The following is a 15,693-nucleotide window of genomic DNA, read 5'->3' as shown; positions in this document are numbered from 1 at the left end:
AGCGGCTGGAGCCGCGCCAGGAGTCGGGGCCCATCACGCCGTCGATGGGTCCGGTGCGGCCGGACTCGATCCGCAGCCGGTTCTGCGCATGTCTCCTCCGGGGGCGGGTTTCATGACCGCAGAATGTCATGTTCCTATCAAAATCTATGCGCGTAGGCTACCGTGGCTCCGCCCGTCAGGACGAGTCAAGTCGCAGTGAAATCAAGGGAGTTGATGTGTGCGGAAGTCGTGGATCCGATGACGGTCGGAAGGATCGGTCGCAGACCGGAATGAGCCGGCGTACGCTGCTGCGCGGCTCGGCCGCCACATTCGGCCTGGCCGCCGGCGGTGTGCTGTTCTCGGGAAGCCCCGCCCAGGCACTGGACATCTACAACCCGTTCAGCGGCTACCCGATGACGGACGGCTGGTGGGAGCACATCAACCGCGGGTCCTTGGGCGGAATCGACTACGCGATGGGCGTCGGCACCGCGCTGCCGGCCGCCGGCGCCGGGGTCGTCACCAACATCCCCTACAACGGCACCGGCGGGCACACGGTGACCATCACCCACGGCGACGGGTACCGGACGCAGTACATGCACCTGTCGGAGTTCCGGCTGTCCGACGGCACCTCGGTCGGCCGGGGGGACGTCGTCGGGTACTCCGGCGGCGCGGCCGGGGCCCCGGGCTCGGGAAGCTCCACCGGTCCGCACGTGCACTGGCACCTGATCACCCCGGGCGGTACCCGGGTCAATCCGCTGGATTACCTGGGCGGCGGCGGTGGCGGGTTGCCGAAGACGACGACGGAGCAGGACGGTGTGCCCGGTCCCGTCATGTGGAAACGTACGCAGAACTGGCTGCGGATCGAGTCCGGTTACACCGGCCCGATCGACGGTGTCCCGGGCCCCCACACCTACGCCGCGCTCCAGCGGAACATGCGCGGCTGGGGCTACACCGGACCCATCGACGGTGCCCCCGGCCCCCGCACCTGGGCCGCCGTCCAGCGACTGGCCGCCGCACACGGTTACACCGGACCCATCGACGGCGTGATGGGCCCCAACTCCTGGCGCGGCTTCAGCCGCTTCATCAACCAGGACCGCTGGGACTGAGACCCGCACACGGCGCGCACGGACGGGCCCGGCCCCCGCGGATCGGTGCTCCGCCGGGGCCCGCCGCCCTCGGCCCCGGCGGCGGGCTCCCGGACGGCGGTGGAACCGCGTGGTGCGGACCGGCGTCCGTCCGGATGTTCACAAGATCGCGAACGGTGCCGGAGGACTCGCCCATGCCCGGAACAGCTGCCCGCTACCTCTACCTCGCCCGGCACGGCGAGGCCACGGCGGACGAGAGCCGTCTGACGGCCAACGGCCGCCGGCAGGCACTGCTGCTCGGCGAGCGGCTCCGGAACGTCCCGCTCGCGGCCGTCCACCACGGCCCGCTCCCACGGGCGGCACAGACCGCCCGGCTGATCTGCGACCGGCTCGACGGCGTGCTTCCGCAACCGTCCGAACCGGCCGGGGACTACCTCCCCCACCTGCCGCAACGAGAAGAACTCCCCGTGGAATGGGCCGACTCCATGCTCGCCCGCCTGTCCGGCTTCCCCGCCGAGGAACGCGAGTGCGGACCGGGACCGGCCAGGGAGGCCCTCGCCCGGTTCACCGGACCCGTCGAGGGCGACGAACCCCGCCACGAACTGGTCGTCACCCACAACTTCCTCATCGGCTGGTTCGTCCGGGACGCCCTCGACGCCCCCGAATGGCGCTGGATGGGCCTCAACCACGCCAACGCCGCACTCACCGTCATCCGGTACGCGCCCGACCGCCCCGCGTCCGTGCTCCTCTTCAACGACACGGGGCACCTCCCCGGGGAACTCCGCTGGACCGGCTTCCCGCCCGAACTCCGCGTCCCGCTCTCCGACTGAGGGTCGCCGCGCCGCGAACGGCACCCGGACGGGCGAAGCGACCGCCGATGGGCGGACCGGACCGCGAACGGGCCTAGACTCGGTGAAATGGCGAAGTACTACGACGTACACCCCGTGAACCCCCAGCGACGCACCATCAGCAGCGTGGCCGAAAGCATCCGGTCCGGCGCGCTCGTCGCGTACCCCACGGACTCCTGCTACGCACTGGGATGCCGGCTCGGCAGCCGGGACGGCATCGGCCGGATCAGATCGATCCGCAACCTCGACGACCGCCACCACTTCACCCTCGTCTGCCAGGACTTCGCGCAGCTCGGCCAGTTCGTCCACATCGACAACGACGTGTTCCGCGCGATCAAGGCGGCCACGCCCGGCAGTTACACCTTCATCCTCCCCGCGACGAAGGAGGTGCCGCGCCAGCTGATGCATCCCAAGAAGAAGACGGTCGGGGTCCGGATCCCCGACCACGTGGTCGCCCAGGCACTGCTCGCCGAACTCGGGGAGCCGCTGCTGTCCAGCACCCTGCTCCTGCCCGACGAGGACGAGCCGATGACCCAGGGCTGGGAGATCAAGGAACGGCTCGACCACGTGGTGGACGCCGTCGTGGACTCGGGCGACTGCGGCACCGAGCCGACCACGGTCATCGACTTCTCGGCCGGCGAACCCGAGATCGTCCGCCGCGGGGCCGGCGACCCCGCACGATTCGAGTAGGACCCGCCGCCCCGTAACCCTGCCGGCCCGCCGTCACAGGGACCGGGCCGGCTCCCCGCACGCCTCGTCGAAGCGTTTCAGCACCAACCGCGCCACGTCGGGGTGCGCGCCGAGCGGGGCCGAGACGAGACAGCCGCCGGCGCCGTCCGCGCGGCGGGCGAAATCGCCGGGGGCCATCAGGTACCGGGCCACCGCCACCCGCCGGTGGCCCGCCGCCCGCAGCGCCCGCACGGCCTCGGCCGGCGTCGGGGAACTCGCGCAGAGATGGGCGGGAACGACCGGACGCCCGAGCCGCCGCCGGAGCAGGTCCGCCATCGCCGCGGTGTCGGTGCGGGCGGCGGGATCGGTGGAACCGGCCGCCGCCGGCACGACGGCGTCCGCCCCGACGACGGCCTGGACCTCCTGGCCGAGGTCATGCGCCGCACCGGTCACAGCACCGCCGCGGTCACCGACGACGGGACCGCGAACGGCCGCCTGCTCGGCCTGGTGACCTCGTGGGACTTCCACCCCCAGCGCCACGGCCTGGACGGACCGGTGAGCGGCCGGATGACCGCCGTCGCCGACCTGGCCCTCGCGGGCCCCGACATCACGCTCTCCGAGGCCAACGCGCGGCTGTGGGACGAACGGCTGGACTGCCTCCCGGTGCTGGACGACGGGGGCCGCCTCCAGCACCTGGTGTTCCGCTCCGACTACGCGGACAACAAGCGCTTCCCGAACCAGCTCGTGGACGCCGCCAAGCGGCTCCGCGTGGGCGCGGGCATCAACACCCACGACTACCAGGAGCGCGTTCCGGCCCTGCTGGAGGCGGGGGCGGACGCGTTGTGCTTCGACTCGTCCGACGGCTACAGCGACTGGCAGGCGCAGGCCCTGAACTGGGTGAAGAAGCACTACCCGGAGATCCCGGTCGGTGGTGGCAACGTGGTCGACGGCGAGGCGTTCACCTTCCTCGCCGAGGCGGGGGCGGACTTCGTCAAGGTCGGGGTGGGCGGCGGCTCCATCTGTATCACCCGCGATCAGAAGGGCATCGGCCGCGGCCAGGCCAGCGCGGTGCTGGACGTCGCGGCGGCCCGGGACGCCTTCTGCGGACGCACCGGCGAGTACGTGCCGATCTGCTCCGACGGCGGGCTGGTGCACGACTACCACGTGGCCCTGGCACTGGCGATGGGAGCCGACTTCGTCATGATGGGGCGGTACTCCGCACGCTTCGACCAGGCGGCCGGCGCCAAACTGCCCACCCGTGACGGCTTCGTCAAGGAGTACTGGGGCGAGGGCTCGAACCGGGCCCGCAACTGGCAGTGCTACGGGCAGGGCGGCCAGGCACTGGTCTTCGAGGAGGGCGTGGACGGCTACGTCCCCTACGCGGGCAAGAACTCGCCCTGACCACGGCCAAGCTCAGGACCACGATGGTCTCCTGCGGCCCCACCACCCTGCCGGAGTTCCGTTCCACGGCCCGGATGACCCTCGTCTCGGACCAGAGCTTCCAGGAGAGCCACGTCAACGTCACCCTGCGGGAGGCCCCGACAACGGCCTCCTGACCCGTCAGGTCACCGCCCGGCTCCCCCTCGGATCGATTCAACCGGCAACCATTATTGGTATACCATTTTTCCGGTGACTGTCCTCCGGGGCGGCCGTCTCGCACCGGGGGAGGGGGCGGCGACTTCGCGTACCCGCGGACGGTCCGAGCGCCGGGGCGCCGTACGAGGAGGGAACGCGTTGTCGCAGGAGGAGCCGGGGGAACGGACGGACGTCGCGAAACGGGGCGGGAGGTCACCGCGGCCCGCACCGCGGGAACCGGGGGCGGCCGGCGCCCGGCACGCGCTGACCTCGCTGCGGAGCAGCCCGGGATTCCGCCTCCTGTGGGTCTCCAACCTCTTCTTCTACGGCGGCGCGTGGACCCAGACGATGGTCCTGGGCTGGCTCGTCTTCGAGACGACGGGCTCCGAGTTCCTGCTCGCGGTGTTCACCGCGGTCCGTCTCGCCCCGATGCTCCTGGGCCCGTTCGCCGGGGTGCTCTCCGACCGGTACGACCGGGTGCGCCTGCTCGTGATCGCCTGCCTGTGGGCCCTGGCCGCCGTCGTCGTCGTGGCGGCGATGGCGTCGTCGGGCCTCGTCTCGTACGGGGCGCTGGTCGCCGGCGGTCTGGCGATCGGCCTGGCGCAGTCTCCGTCGCAGCCGGCGCGCGCCTCGCTCGTGCTCGACCTCGTCGGGCGGGAGAACCTCAGCAACGCCAACGCGCTGAACGCGCTGGCGATGAACATGACGCAGGTCATCGGCCCGGCGGTCGGCGGGGCGATGATCAGCGCCTTCGGGGCGCCCGCGGCCCTGTGGATCTCGGCCACGTGGTACGCGGTCTCGCTCGTGGCGATCTGGCCGCTGCGCGGCGCGGGGCGTACGGCACCGCACCGGCCGGAACCCGTGCTGAAGATGCTCACCGGCGGCTTCCGCACCGTCCTGACCAGCCGGCTCGCCGCGGCCGTGCTCCTGGTCACCCTGGCCGCCAACGTCCTGCTCTGGCCCGTCTACCAGGCGTTCATGCCGGTGTTCGCGGACGATCTCGGGCTCGACGCGGCGGGCCTGGGATGGCTCCTGACCTGCAGCGGCCTGGGCGGTCTCGTCGGCTCGCTCGTCATAGCCATGCTCGGCGACTTCCGGTTCAAGGGCGGCCTCTTCGTGCTCGGGACCGCGGCGTGGGGCGCCCTGTGGTCGCTGTTCGCGCTGTCCCGGACGGTCCCGCTCTCGTTCGCGCTGATGGCGTGCATCGGCCTGATGAGCGCCGCGTTCGGCGTGCTCCAGACCACGCTGCTGCTGATGACGACCGAGCCGGAGGTGCAGGGCCGGGCCCTCGGCCTCCAGGAACTCGCGATCGGCGTCATGCCCTTCGCGTCGCTGGGGCTCGGCGCGGCCGCCGGGTCGGTGGGTGTCGGCACCACCGCGTTCCTGAGCGGACTCCTGCTCGTCGCGATCCTGCTGACGCTCGCGCTCCGGGTGCCCCAACTGCTCAGGTACAGCGGCTTCCCCACTCCCTGACCCGCCCCGGCGCCGCCGGGCCGGACGGGCCCGGCAGCGCTTCCCGTGGCTCAGGAACCCGGCGTCCCGCGCCGCCGCGCCGCGACGGCGCGGCGGCTGTTCACCAGGTGCTCCGTCACCAACTCCTCCACCCGCTGGACGTCACGGTCGGCGATCGCCGCGTAGAGCGCCTCGTGCTCCTTCGCGACCCCCACGAGGTCGTCGTGCTGGGCCAGGAACCACCGCATCCTGCTGCGGAGCGTGTGCTCCAGCTCGCGGAGCAGGTCGTTCCCGGCCAGCGAGGTCACCGTCTGGTGGAAGTCGGCGGCGGCCCGCCGGGCCCCCACCGCGTCACCCGCCAGAGCGGCGGACAGTTCGGAATCGAGGTCCGAGCGGAGCCGTTCGAGACCCGCGCGGGTGTGCCGCTGGGCGGCCAGCCGGAAGGTGAGCAGTTCGAGCGCGCTCCGGATCTCGTCCAGATCGGCGATGTCCGAGGCGGTGAACTCCCGTACGACCGCCCAGGTCCGGGGCCTGGGGGTGACCAGACCCTCGGTCACGAGTGCCTTGAGGGCATCGCGCACGGGCACCCGGCTCACGCCGAGCTCCGCGGCGATCTCGCGTTCGACGAGCTTGCTGCCCGGCAGCCGGACCCCGTCGAGGATGTCGTCCCGCAACTGCCGGGTCACACGCTCCGACTCCGGCTCGAAGGGTTCGGACTCTGTCATGACCGATGATTCCTCCGTCACGGCGGGGACGGGGGACGTCAGGAGCGGGGGCTGTCGGCCCGGTCCTCGCGCGCCGCGTTCTTCTCCTTGATCCGCGCCGCTTCCTTGCGGACCTCCGCCTGGGTGGCCCGCTCCTTCAGGAGCCACTCGGGGGACTCCTGCTTCAGCGCGTCGATCTGCTCCGTCGTGAGGGCCTGCGTGATCCCGCCCCGGGCGAGACCGGAGATCGAGACGCCCAGCTTCGCCGCGACCACCGGGCGGGGATGCGGGCCGTTGCGCCGCAGGTCCTGCAGCCACTGCGGGGGATCGGACTGCAGGGCGTTCAGCTCGGTGCGCGAGACGACACCCTCCTGGAACTCGGCGGGGGTGGCCTCTAGGTACACGCCCAGCTTCTTCGCCGCGGTCGCGGGCTTCATCGTCTGGGCGGTCTTGTGCGACGTCATGGTGTCCAGGGTATCGAGCATGTGAGCTACCTCCGACCAGGGCCGGTAACCTGGCGGGGTGACATGTTCGGAAGAAACCCCCTCGTTCCGGCTCGCCTACGTCCCCGGGGTGACCCCCGCCAAGTGGGTGCGGGTCTGGAACGAGCGGCTGCCCGACGTCCCGCTCACCCTCGTCGGGGTGTCGGCCGCCGAGGCACCCGACATGCTGCGGGACGGTGGCGCCGACGCCGGTCTCGTACGGCTGCCCATCGACCGGACGGCCCTCAGTGCGATCCCGCTCTACACCGAGACGACCGTGGTCGTGGTGCCGAAGGACCACCTCGTGGCGGCGGTCGACGAGGTCACCACGGCCGACCTGGCCGACGAGCTCGTGCTGCACCCCCTCGACGACACGCTCGACTGGGAGCGGCCCCCCGGCCGGCCGGCCAATGAGCGCCCCGCCACGACGGCGGATGCCGTCGCGCTGGTGGCGGCGGGCATCGGGCTGCTCGTCGTACCGCAGTCGCTCGCCCGCCTGCACCACCGCAAGGACCTCACGTACCGGCCGGTGACGGACGCCCCCGGCTCCAGTGTCGCGCTGTCATGGCTGGAGCTGGAGGACGGGACCACCGATCTGGTGGAGGAGTTCATCGGGATCGTCCGCGGGCGGACCGTCAACAGCACGAGGGGCCGGGCCAAGCCCCCGGCCCAGGACCGGTCGGCGAAGGACAAGCGCGCGGAGACGGGCGGCGCGCGGCGCAAGCCCGCGGCCGGCGGCAGGTCGGCGACGGGCCGGACGGCCGGCCGGTCGACGGGGAAGAAGACGGACGGCAGGTCGACGGGGAAGAACCCGCGCGGCGGTTCCGGCGGCAGGTCGGCCGGTCGGGGCAAGCCCCGCCGCCGCTCGTAGCCGCCCCGGCCCGGTACGTACGGCGGGAATCAGTCGTACGGGTGAATCGGCATATGCGTCCCCCGGTTCCGTACAACCGTTTCGCCCCATGTGCGGTCGAACGGTGCGTCGGGAGGGAACGGGCCCTTTCCGGCCGTCGCCCCCGCACTCGCCCGGCCATCCTTGGACCAAGGAGCCGCTCGTGCGCACGTACCGTTCGGCCGCCGTCGTCGCGGCATCGTTCCTCCTGACCGCGGGGGTCGGCCTCGCCGCCCCCGCCGCGTACGCCGGTACCCCCGGCGGAACGCACGCAAGCGACCGCAACAGCGATTTCAACGGCGACGGCTACGAGGACGTGCTCGTCGGCGCGCCCGGTGCCACCGTCGGCGGAAAGAAGGGCGCGGGATACGCGACCGCGCAGTACGGCGGCCCGACGGGCATGGGCACCCGCCGCGCCGTGGTCCTCACCCAGTCCACCACCGGAGTGCCGGGCGCCCCCGAGGCGGGCGACGGCTTCGGCCGGGCGCTGGCCACCGGAGACCTCGACGCGGACGGCTACGACGACGCGGTCGTGGGCATCCCCGGCGAGGACGTCGGCACGGTCGCGGACGCCGGCGGCGTCACCGTCCTGTGGGGCTCGCCACGCGGACTGACCGGCGCGGACGCCGACTGGCTGGAGGCGGCGGAGCCCACGGCGGGGAAGCGGTTCGGCAGCGCCCTCGCCGCAGCGCACTTCAGCGCCGACACCCCCGGCGACGAACTGGCCGTCGCCGACCGCGAGGACCTGGAGCTGTACCTCTACGACAGCGCCCCGCAGCAGCGGTCCGCCCCGCTGCGGCGCACCGCGCCCGACCGCCCCGCCGCCTCGGCCCAGCGGCGGATCCTGCCCAGGTCCCTGACCACCGGCGACTACGACGACAACGGCTACGCCGACCTCGTCGTCTCCGGCGTCACGACCGGCGACGAGCCGGGCCACGGCTGGTCGGCCCTCCTCTCCGGACGGGCCGCGGGCCTGGTGTACGCACGCGATCTGCGCGGCGGACCGGTCGCCGCCTCGGGCGACATCGACCACGACGGCTACGACGACCTCGTCACCGGCGAACCGAACGGCCCCGACGACGGCGGCGAGACGACGACCGGCGGCCTCGTCGGCGTGTACCGCGGCAGTCCCGACGGCCCGCTCGGCGCCGACGGCGCGGACGGTCCGCCGCAGTGGTGGACCCAGGACACGCCCGGCGTGCCGGGGACGGCCGAACGCGGCGACGGCTGGGGCACGGACCTCTCCGTCGGGGACACGGACGGCGACGGTTACGCGGACGTGGCGATCGGCGCGGCCGGCGAGGACATCGGCTCGGTGAGGGACGCCGGAGCGGTGTGGGTGCTGCGCGGCACGGCGGACGGGCTGACCGCGACGGGCGCCAGGTCGTGGGACCAGAGCTCCGCACAGGTCCCGGGTACCGCCGAGAAGGGCGACCGCTGGGGCGGCCAGGTCCGGCTGACCGATCCGAACCGGGACGGCCGCCACGGCCTGCTGGCCTCCGCCCCGGGCGAGAACACCGGCGACGGCGTGGTGTGGGTGCTCTCGGCCGGACCGGGCGGAATCACGGCCACCGGCTCGTGGACGTACGGCGGCGGTTCGCTGAACGCGCCGTCGTCGGACGCGGGGTACGGGGCCGCGATCGACGAGTAGCCGGGGGAGTGGCGCACCGGGAAACGCCCGGTGCGCCGTCCGCACCGCCGCGCTCAGCGCCCGCGGCGCACCCGGGGCTCGGGCACCAGGCGCACGACACCGTTCAGCAGATGGTCGATCAGGTCGTGCGAGGGCTTGTCCGTGAGATTGGTGAGCAGCCGGGCCAGGGCGTCGAGCAGGAACGGCGAGCCCATGACGTAGCGGTTGAGGACCGGCTGGAATCCGGACCGGCTGAAGACGAGGTCGGCGGCCTTGTTGCCGAGACGGTAGTAGCGCCCCCAACGCCGGTTCATCTCCAGGGGATAGCCGTGCAGCACCTGTTCCCGCCGGGGACCCCGGGGCAGGGCGAGGGCCAGCGCGACGGTCTCGGCCGCGACCTCGCCCGCCTCCATGGCCTGGCCGATACCCTCGCCGTTCCAGGGGCTGATCATGCCCCCGGAGTCGCCCACCAGGAGGAGCCCGCGGGTGTACAGGGGGTGGCGGTTGAAGCCCAGGGGAAGGGCCGCGCTGCGGACGGGGCCCTCCGCGTTCTGCTCGCGCAGCCCCCACTCCTCGGGGGTACGGGCCAGCCACTCGTCCAATGTGGCGCGCAGATCGGCCTTCCCGTGCCGGCGGTGCGGCAGCGCGCCGAGACCGACGTTGACGCGGCCGTCGCCCATGGGGAAGATCCAGCCGTAGCCGGGCAGGTAGTGGTCGCTCCCCGGGAAGCGGAGGTCGGCCCACAGCTCCAGGTACTCCTCCTTGGAACGCTCCGGGCTGTGGTAGTAGCGGCGGGCGGCCGTGGCGATCTGCCGGTTCCTGTCGCGCTGGAGTCCCATGGCGAGGGCGAGCCGGGCGGAGGCGCCGTCGGCGGCGATCACGACCGGGGCGCGGAACTCCAGGGGCTCTTTCTCCCCGGTCACGGCGGTGACGCCGGTGATGCGGCCGGCCCGGTCGGTCAGCGGATGGGTCACCTTCACGCCGGGGCGCAGCCGGGCCCCGGCGGCCACGGCGTGCCGGGCGAGGATGTCGTCGAAGTCGTGCCGGCTCCGGGAGAGACCGAAATCCGGGTAGCGCCCGAGCGCGGGCCAGTCGATGTGCACCTGATGGTCCCCGGCCACCCAGCGCATTCCGCGCGACCGCGTCCACCCCGGCGCCTTGATGTCGACGCCCATCCTGATGAGCTGGTGCACGGCGCGTGGCGTCAGCCCGTCCCCGCACACCTTCTCCCGGGGGAAGTGGGACTTCTCCAGGAGCAGGACGTCCACGCCCGATCTGGCGAGGTGGAAGGCCGCGGCCGAGCCCGAGGGCCCCGCCCCCACCACGATGACCTGGGCGTCCTGGTCCGGCCCGTGGCCGGACCGGGCGTCGGCCGGTGACCGCTCTGGCGTCGTCTCCCGCATCGGGGAACCCCTTCCTGGAACAGCCGGTGCCGTACCGGGGACGGCATCCCGGGCATCATCATCGATCAGGAAGGGGCCGGGCGGAACCAGGCCCGGCCGTCCGGCGGCCGGTTGACGCGACGTCGGTCCGGTGCGCGGCGTCTTCGGCCGTGGTTGCCGGACCCGCCCCGCCTACGACTCCAGATAGCGCAGGACCGCCAGCACCCGCCGGCTGTAGCCGGTGGCACGCGCCAGACCGAGCTTGTCGAAGACGGAGTTGAGGTGCTTCTCGACCGAGCTGACCGAGAGGTGCAGCTGTTCCCCGATGGCCGCGTTGGTGCGGCCCTGCGCGACCTGCTCCAGCACGTCGCGTTCCCGGGGCGTGAGCCCGGCCAGCGGGTCGGTGTGCGTGGTCCTGACCACCAACTGCCGCACCACTTCGGCATCGATGGCCGCGCCGCCCGCGTGGACCCGCTCCAGCGAGTCCAGGAACTCGTCCACCTGCGCGACCCGGTCCTTGAGCAGATAGCCGATCCGCTCCGCGTTCGCGGACAGCAGCCGCACGGCGTAACTGCGCTCCACGTGCTGGGAGAGCACCAGCACACCGATGCGGGGCAGGCGCTCGCGGATCTCCAGCGCGGCCCGCACCCCCTCGTCGGTATGGGTGGGCGGCATGCGGATGTCCACCACGACGATGTCGGGCGGGTCCGCCTCGACCGCCCGGACGAGGGATTCCCCGTCGCCCACTGCGGCCAGGACCTCGTGTCCCTCCTCGGCGAGCAGGCGGACCAGGCCCTCCCTGAGCAGGGTCGAGTCCTCTGCGATCATGACACGCACGGCAGCTCCGCGACGATGGTGGTGGGTCCCCCCGAGGGGCTGTCGACGGACAGGCGGCCGTCGAGGGCGTTCACCCGGCCGCGCAGCCCGGCCAGGCCGCTGCCGCTGGGGTCCGCGCCGCCGGTGCCGTCGTCCCGCACCCGCACGGATACGCCGAGCCCGTCGCTGCTTACGCTGACGCGGATGTGCGTCGCGCCGGAGTGCTTGGCCGCGTTGGTCACGGCCTCCGACACCACGAAATAGGCGGCCGTCTCCACGGGCCGGGGCAGCGGCAGCGGCACGTCGAACGCGATGTGCAGGGGAATGGCACAGCGCTGCGCCACCCCGGTCAGCGCCTCCTCCAGGCCCAGCTCGTCCAGCGCGGACGGATAGACCCGCCAGGCCACTTCCCGCAGTTCGGTGAGGACTTCCCCGGCCTCCTCGTGCGCCTGCCGGAGCAGCGCGGCCGCCTGCTCGGGCGTCCGGTTGCGACGCGCCCGTCCCAGCAGCATGGCCAGCGCCACGAGCCGCTGCTGCACCCCGTCGTGCAGATCGCGTTCGATGCGCCTGCGTTCCGCGTCGACGGCCCGGAGCACCTCGGCCCGGCTGGCGGCCAGCTCCGCGACCCGCAGCTCCAGCAACTCCCGTTCGGAGGGGCCGAAGTGCTCGCGCGCCTGCCGGGCGTCGAGGGCGCAGAGGGAGACGAGCCCCTGGAGGCCGAGGAAGAGCAGGAGGCCGCCGAGGAGGGCCTGCGCCAGCAGGGCGAGCGGCCCCGACGAGGAGTGGGGCAGCCGGGCCGCCAGCACCACGGCCAGGACGACCCCGTAGGCGAGCAGCGCGAGCACGGCACCCGTCAGCACACCTGCCCAGGTGCGCACGGCGAGGTGGCGGAGCACTTCCGGGTCGGAGGCCCGGCGGGTGGGGAACCGGTCGCCGAAGAAGAAGCCGCGGCGCCCGCGTTCGAGTTCCACGAGCCGTCGCGCACCGGCGCTCAGCACGGTCCGCGCGCGCCGACGGGTACGGGGCCACAGGAGGAACGGGCCCGTCAGCGCGCCCACGACGGCGAAGTAAAGGAGTCCCGCCAGAGCGGTGCAGCAGCCCAGAAGGGTGCCCGCGGTCCGGAGGAGCCGAGGGGACCTGCGTACCACCGGTCCTCTTTCCCCCTCGCGTTCCGGGCCGACCGGCTCCGGACCGCGCCCGTCCGTACGCTCCTCGGTGTCCCCCTGCACGGACGCCGAGGCTAGCCGCACGTCACGGGCGCGGCAAGCCGGTTCCCGACCGGGGCCGGGAACGGGGCCGGGGCGGGCGGGGGACACGGGCCGGGGGCTCATGCGGCGCCCCGGTGCCGGCCCCGCTCCCGGGCCCCCAGGCGCAGCCACACGTATCCGGCGACCGCCACCAGGACCAGGGCGAGAACGGCCTTGGACAGGACCCCCACATAGGTCTCCACCAGGTCCCAGCGGTCACCGAGCCAGTACCCGGCCATCACCAGCACCGTGTTCCACAGCAGGCTGCCCACGGCGGTCAGTGACACGAAGAGCGGCAGCCGCATGCGTTCCACCCCGGCGGGCACGGAGATGAGGCTCCGGAAGATCGGCACCATGCGGCCGAGGAGGACGGCCTTGGTGCCGTGTCTGGCGAACCACCGCTCCGTACGCTCCAGATCGGACGCCTTCACCAGGGGCAGCTTCGCCCAGATCGCGTGCATCCGGTCGCGGCCGAAGAGCATCCCGATCCAGTACAGGGCCACCGCGCCCACCACGGAACCGAGCGTGGTCCACAGGAGCGCGGAGGCCAGGGAGATGACGCCCTGCCCTGCCGCGAAACCTGCCAGCGGGAGGATGACCTCGCTGGGCAGCGGGGGAAAGAGGTTTTCCAGGGCGATGGCGAGGCCGGCTCCCGGACCTCCCATGGCGTCGACGAGATCGGCTGCCCAGTCCGCGATGCCCCCCGCGGGTTCCTGCGGAAGGCCCAACTGCACGAAATCCATGACCTGACTCCCGGCCGGTGGTGACGGGCGCGAGAAGTCCGTCGCGCCTCACCGGCAACGCTAGGAATCGGCGGTCGCCCCCGGTACGCGGATCACCCCCGAACCGGGGGCGGCCCTCCGCACCCACCACCCTGCGGTTTTCCTCAATCGTGAGGTCACGAGGTCATGAGGTCACGAGGCAGCCAGGCCACGGTGCCGTCAGGTCATGGTGCCGTCAGGTCATGGTGCCGCGCGGACACGACGGCCGGGGAAGTCGTCCGCCGCCCCCGGCCGGGGGCGGCGGTGTGCCGGGCCCGTGCTCAGTACGGCAGCGGGCGACCGGACGGAGTCCGCAGATCGAGGGGCGCCGGCCGGGACGGCGTTTGTGGACGTCGGACGATCCTGATGCGGCCCATTGCCATCACCTCCTGATCGGTAACCCGTCATATGCCCGGTGCGCGACCCACTCATGCGGATCTTCCGGCACTCTTCGCGAGGGGACGGCGCATCCGCCCTTTCCGTCCCACCACGCATGCGCCACAAGGAACATGACGATGCGTGAGGAACCGGTCGCGCACCGGCGCCGACGTGTCTTGCGCGGGACGGAACGGGAGGCAACGGGAAGACGCCATCTTTACCTCGCACAGGGGACAGCGGGCGCGCCCGCTCGCTATTCTTCCCGACCATGAGCCATGAGCGTGGCACGGGTGGGGAGTTCGACGGGGTCGCGCGGAGTTCCGGGTGATCACCGAGGGCATGGGCCCTCTGCCGGAGGCCCGTACCCCGGAGGTGTGGCAGGACTTCGGGACCAGGCTGCGGCAGTGGCGCAGGCGCGCCGGGTTCACCCAGGCCCAGGTGGGCGCCCGCGTCGGATACGACCACACCGCCATCAGCAAACTGGAGCACGGCACCCGCAGGACGCCGCTGCCGCTGGCCCGCAGGCTGGACGAACTCATGACGGCGGGCGGCGACCTCCTCGCCGCCTGCGAGGCCGCGGCCCGGGCCGAGAGCGCGGCGGGCCAGGGCGAGGAAACCGGGGGAGCGCCGCCCGCGCCGGCCCCCGCCCGCACCGGCCCGCTCCCCGGAGAGCCCGTCGGCGGCTCCCTGCTCGCCATGCTGCCGCCGGACACCGCACTGCCCCGGAGCCTGCCCGCCTACGGACTGGTGTGCCCGGTGCACGGCCGCGACGGGTGCGCCGTTCCCGCGCTCGACGACGTGGTCGCCCTGCACACGGCCTTCTGCGCGCTGGACCCGGCCACCGCGTCCCGCCCCGCCCTGGACACCGACACGGTGCACGCCCTGACGGCGCTGCTCGCCGTCTGTCTGCGGGCCGACGAGGAACGGGCCTGGCCCGGAGCGACCGTCGTGGTCGAGCGCACCCTGCACGCGATGCTTCGCTGGATGGCCCTGCCGGCGGCGCCCCACCAGCGCCAACTGGCGCCGCTGGCAGCCGAGTACGCGCAGTCGGCCGGTTGTCTGAGGCTGCTGTGGGGCCGCAACGCGACGGCGATGGCCTGGCTCGACCGGTCACTGGTCTGGGCCGGACTGGCCGGGCACGTCGGGACGGAGGTGGCCGCGCTCGGCGACATGAGCACCCTGGCCCGGCTGGAGGGCGACGGCCTGTCCGCCCTCGCCTACGGGGGCGCGATCCGGCAGGTGGCCGCCGGCCGGTACTGGGCGGCGGCCCTGAGCGACCTGTACCAGGCCCGCGGCCACGCCGTCCGCGGCGACGCGCGACAGGCCCTGGACCACATCGAGCACGCCCGGTCGGAGCTGGACCGGGTCGGCGAGCGGGACGAGACCGAGGCGCCCTGGCTGTCCGTCGCCTCCGTGCGCCTGCGGGTGGAGTCCGGTGCCGCGGGGGCGCTGCGGGACCTCGCCGCGGCGACCGGCGACCGCCGGCTGGCGCTGCGCGCGGTCGGGGCGTCCCGCGCCGCGCTGAACCTGCTCCCGCCCGGGATGCACTCGACGCGGAAGCTGTTCCTGGTCCGCATGGCGGACGCCCACGCCTGCGCCCAGGACCCGCAGGCCGCCATCGCCATTGCCCGGCCCGTGCTCGACACCACCGAGATCACCGCCTCGACCCTGCTCGGACAGGAACTGCGCGGCCTGCACGGCAGATTGGCGTCCCGGCGGGACGACCGGCCGGAGACCGAGGACTTCATCCGCCGGCTGGCCGCCGTCGTGCGCTGAGACGGCGGAGGGGCGGGGCG

At 73.2% G+C, this 15,693-nt stretch carries 16 protein-coding genes; 9 read left to right on the top strand and 7 right to left on the bottom strand.

From position 1 onward, the window contains the following. Positions 1-269: 269 nt before the first annotated feature. The 3 genes from OCT49_RS03100 (at position 270) to OCT49_RS03090 (ending at position 2,602) form a co-directional block, all read left to right on the top strand. Positions 270-1,085, top strand: a complete 816-nt coding sequence (locus OCT49_RS03100) for a peptidoglycan DD-metalloendopeptidase family protein (protein ID WP_283850361.1) — start codon at positions 270-272, stop codon at positions 1,083-1,085. Between the two features lie 173 nt (positions 1,086-1,258). Beyond that, positions 1,259-1,894 (top strand): histidine phosphatase family protein, encoded by a 636-nt coding sequence (locus OCT49_RS03095; protein ID WP_283850360.1) that lies wholly within the window; start codon positions 1,259-1,261, stop codon positions 1,892-1,894. 87 nt (positions 1,895-1,981) lie between these two features. Then, positions 1,982-2,602, top strand: a complete 621-nt coding sequence (locus OCT49_RS03090) for an L-threonylcarbamoyladenylate synthase (RefSeq protein ID WP_283850359.1) — start codon at positions 1,982-1,984, stop codon at positions 2,600-2,602. A 33-nt stretch (positions 2,603-2,635) separates the two neighbouring features. Here OCT49_RS03090 and OCT49_RS03085 read toward each other — a convergent pair whose 3' ends face one another. Next, positions 2,636-3,034: a CbiX/SirB N-terminal domain-containing protein gene (locus tag OCT49_RS03085; RefSeq protein WP_283850358.1), complete on the bottom strand. Its 399-nt coding sequence runs from the start codon at positions 3,032-3,034 to the stop codon at positions 2,636-2,638. Here OCT49_RS03085 and OCT49_RS03080 point away from each other — a divergent pair. The 3 genes from OCT49_RS03080 to OCT49_RS03070 all read left to right on the top strand — a co-directional run bounded on the left by OCT49_RS03080 (position 3,017) and on the right by OCT49_RS03070 (position 5,629). Next, complete coding sequence (locus tag OCT49_RS03080) at positions 3,017-3,982, top strand: IMP dehydrogenase (RefSeq protein ID WP_283850357.1); 966 nt, start codon at positions 3,017-3,019, stop codon at positions 3,980-3,982. The genes OCT49_RS03085 and OCT49_RS03080 overlap by 18 nt on opposite strands. Before the next feature lie 23 nt (positions 3,983-4,005). Then, positions 4,006-4,137: a hypothetical protein gene (locus OCT49_RS03075; protein ID WP_283850356.1), complete on the top strand. Its 132-nt coding sequence runs from the start codon at positions 4,006-4,008 to the stop codon at positions 4,135-4,137. 178 nt (positions 4,138-4,315) lie between these two features. Beyond that, the gene (locus OCT49_RS03070) at positions 4,316-5,629 is read left to right on the top strand and encodes an MFS transporter (protein ID WP_283850355.1); all 1,314 of its coding nucleotides are present in this window, start codon (positions 4,316-4,318) and stop codon (positions 5,627-5,629) included. 50 nt (positions 5,630-5,679) lie between these two features. Here the strand turns inward: OCT49_RS03070 and OCT49_RS03065 are convergent, their stop codons facing one another. Further along, positions 5,680-6,333: a GntR family transcriptional regulator gene (locus OCT49_RS03065; protein WP_283850354.1), complete on the bottom strand. Its 654-nt coding sequence runs from the start codon at positions 6,331-6,333 to the stop codon at positions 5,680-5,682. Positions 6,334-6,371: 38 nt separating this feature from the next. After that, positions 6,372-6,776, bottom strand: a complete 405-nt coding sequence (locus OCT49_RS03060) for a DUF5997 family protein (RefSeq protein ID WP_283850353.1) — start codon at positions 6,774-6,776, stop codon at positions 6,372-6,374. Between the two features lie 58 nt (positions 6,777-6,834). Here OCT49_RS03060 and OCT49_RS03055 point away from each other — a divergent pair, with 58 nt between their 5' ends. Together OCT49_RS03055 and OCT49_RS03050 are read left to right on the top strand one after the other, a co-directional pair. After that, the gene (locus tag OCT49_RS03055; protein WP_283850352.1) at positions 6,835-7,665 is read left to right on the top strand and encodes a LysR family substrate-binding domain-containing protein; all 831 of its coding nucleotides are present in this window, start codon (positions 6,835-6,837) and stop codon (positions 7,663-7,665) included. A gap of 181 nt (positions 7,666-7,846) precedes the next feature. Beyond that, complete coding sequence (locus OCT49_RS03050) at positions 7,847-9,334, top strand: esterase (RefSeq protein ID WP_283850351.1); 1,488 nt, start codon at positions 7,847-7,849, stop codon at positions 9,332-9,334. A gap of 53 nt (positions 9,335-9,387) precedes the next feature. Here OCT49_RS03050 and OCT49_RS03045 read toward each other — a convergent pair whose 3' ends face one another. The 4 genes from OCT49_RS03045 to OCT49_RS03030 form a co-directional block, all read right to left on the bottom strand. Then, positions 9,388-10,716 (bottom strand): geranylgeranyl reductase family protein, encoded by a 1,329-nt coding sequence (locus OCT49_RS03045; protein WP_283850350.1) that lies wholly within the window; start codon positions 10,714-10,716, stop codon positions 9,388-9,390. Positions 10,717-10,887: 171 nt separating this feature from the next. Beyond that, positions 10,888-11,523: a response regulator transcription factor gene (locus OCT49_RS03040; protein ID WP_283850349.1), complete on the bottom strand. Its 636-nt coding sequence runs from the start codon at positions 11,521-11,523 to the stop codon at positions 10,888-10,890. Further along, positions 11,520-12,569, bottom strand: coding sequence for a sensor histidine kinase (locus OCT49_RS03035; RefSeq protein WP_349632776.1), 1,050 nt, complete (start codon positions 12,567-12,569; stop codon positions 11,520-11,522). Before OCT49_RS03035 ends, OCT49_RS03040 begins: the two co-directional genes overlap by 4 nt. A gap of 269 nt (positions 12,570-12,838) precedes the next feature. After that, a complete protein-coding gene (locus OCT49_RS03030) occupies positions 12,839-13,501 on the bottom strand; it encodes a DedA family protein (RefSeq protein WP_283850348.1) in 663 nt (220 codons plus the stop codon). A gap of 735 nt (positions 13,502-14,236) precedes the next feature. Between OCT49_RS03030 and OCT49_RS03025 the strand changes: the two genes are divergently transcribed. Then, entirely contained in the window at positions 14,237-15,673 is a 1,437-nt protein-coding gene (locus OCT49_RS03025) for a helix-turn-helix domain-containing protein (RefSeq protein ID WP_283850347.1), read from the top strand. Positions 15,674-15,693 lie beyond the last annotated feature (20 nt).

Source organism: Streptomyces sp. ML-6 (assembly GCF_030116705.1).
Lineage (GTDB): Bacteria > Actinomycetota > Actinomycetes > Streptomycetales > Streptomycetaceae > Streptomyces.
This window is presented reverse-complemented; position numbering and strand designations above follow the sequence as displayed.

What these genes read in the sequence shown, in the direction of transcription:
- OCT49_RS03080 (WP_283850357.1), top strand. Translation starts at nt 3,017, where the DNA reads ATGCGCCGCACCGGTCACAGCACCGCCGCGGTCACCGACGACGGGACC.
- OCT49_RS03060 (WP_283850353.1), bottom strand. Translation starts at nt 6,776, where the DNA reads ATGACGTCGCACAAGACCGCCCAGACGATGAAGCCCGCGACCGCGGCG.
- OCT49_RS03040 (WP_283850349.1), bottom strand. Translation starts at nt 11,523, where the DNA reads ATGATCGCAGAGGACTCGACCCTGCTCAGGGAGGGCCTGGTCCGCCTG.
- OCT49_RS03030 (WP_283850348.1), bottom strand. Translation starts at nt 13,501, where the DNA reads ATGGATTTCGTGCAGTTGGGCCTTCCGCAGGAACCCGCGGGGGGCATC.
- OCT49_RS03025 (WP_283850347.1), top strand. Translation starts at nt 14,237, where the DNA reads ATGGGCCCTCTGCCGGAGGCCCGTACCCCGGAGGTGTGGCAGGACTTC.
- OCT49_RS03045 (WP_283850350.1), bottom strand. Translation starts at nt 10,716, where the DNA reads ATGCGGGAGACGACGCCAGAGCGGTCACCGGCCGACGCCCGGTCCGGC.
- OCT49_RS03090 (WP_283850359.1), top strand. Translation starts at nt 1,982, where the DNA reads ATGGCGAAGTACTACGACGTACACCCCGTGAACCCCCAGCGACGCACC.
- OCT49_RS03095 (WP_283850360.1), top strand. Translation starts at nt 1,259, where the DNA reads ATGCCCGGAACAGCTGCCCGCTACCTCTACCTCGCCCGGCACGGCGAG.
- OCT49_RS03075 (WP_283850356.1), top strand. Translation starts at nt 4,006, where the DNA reads ATGGTCTCCTGCGGCCCCACCACCCTGCCGGAGTTCCGTTCCACGGCC.
- OCT49_RS03065 (WP_283850354.1), bottom strand. Translation starts at nt 6,333, where the DNA reads ATGACAGAGTCCGAACCCTTCGAGCCGGAGTCGGAGCGTGTGACCCGG.
- OCT49_RS03100 (WP_283850361.1), top strand. Translation starts at nt 270, where the DNA reads ATGAGCCGGCGTACGCTGCTGCGCGGCTCGGCCGCCACATTCGGCCTG.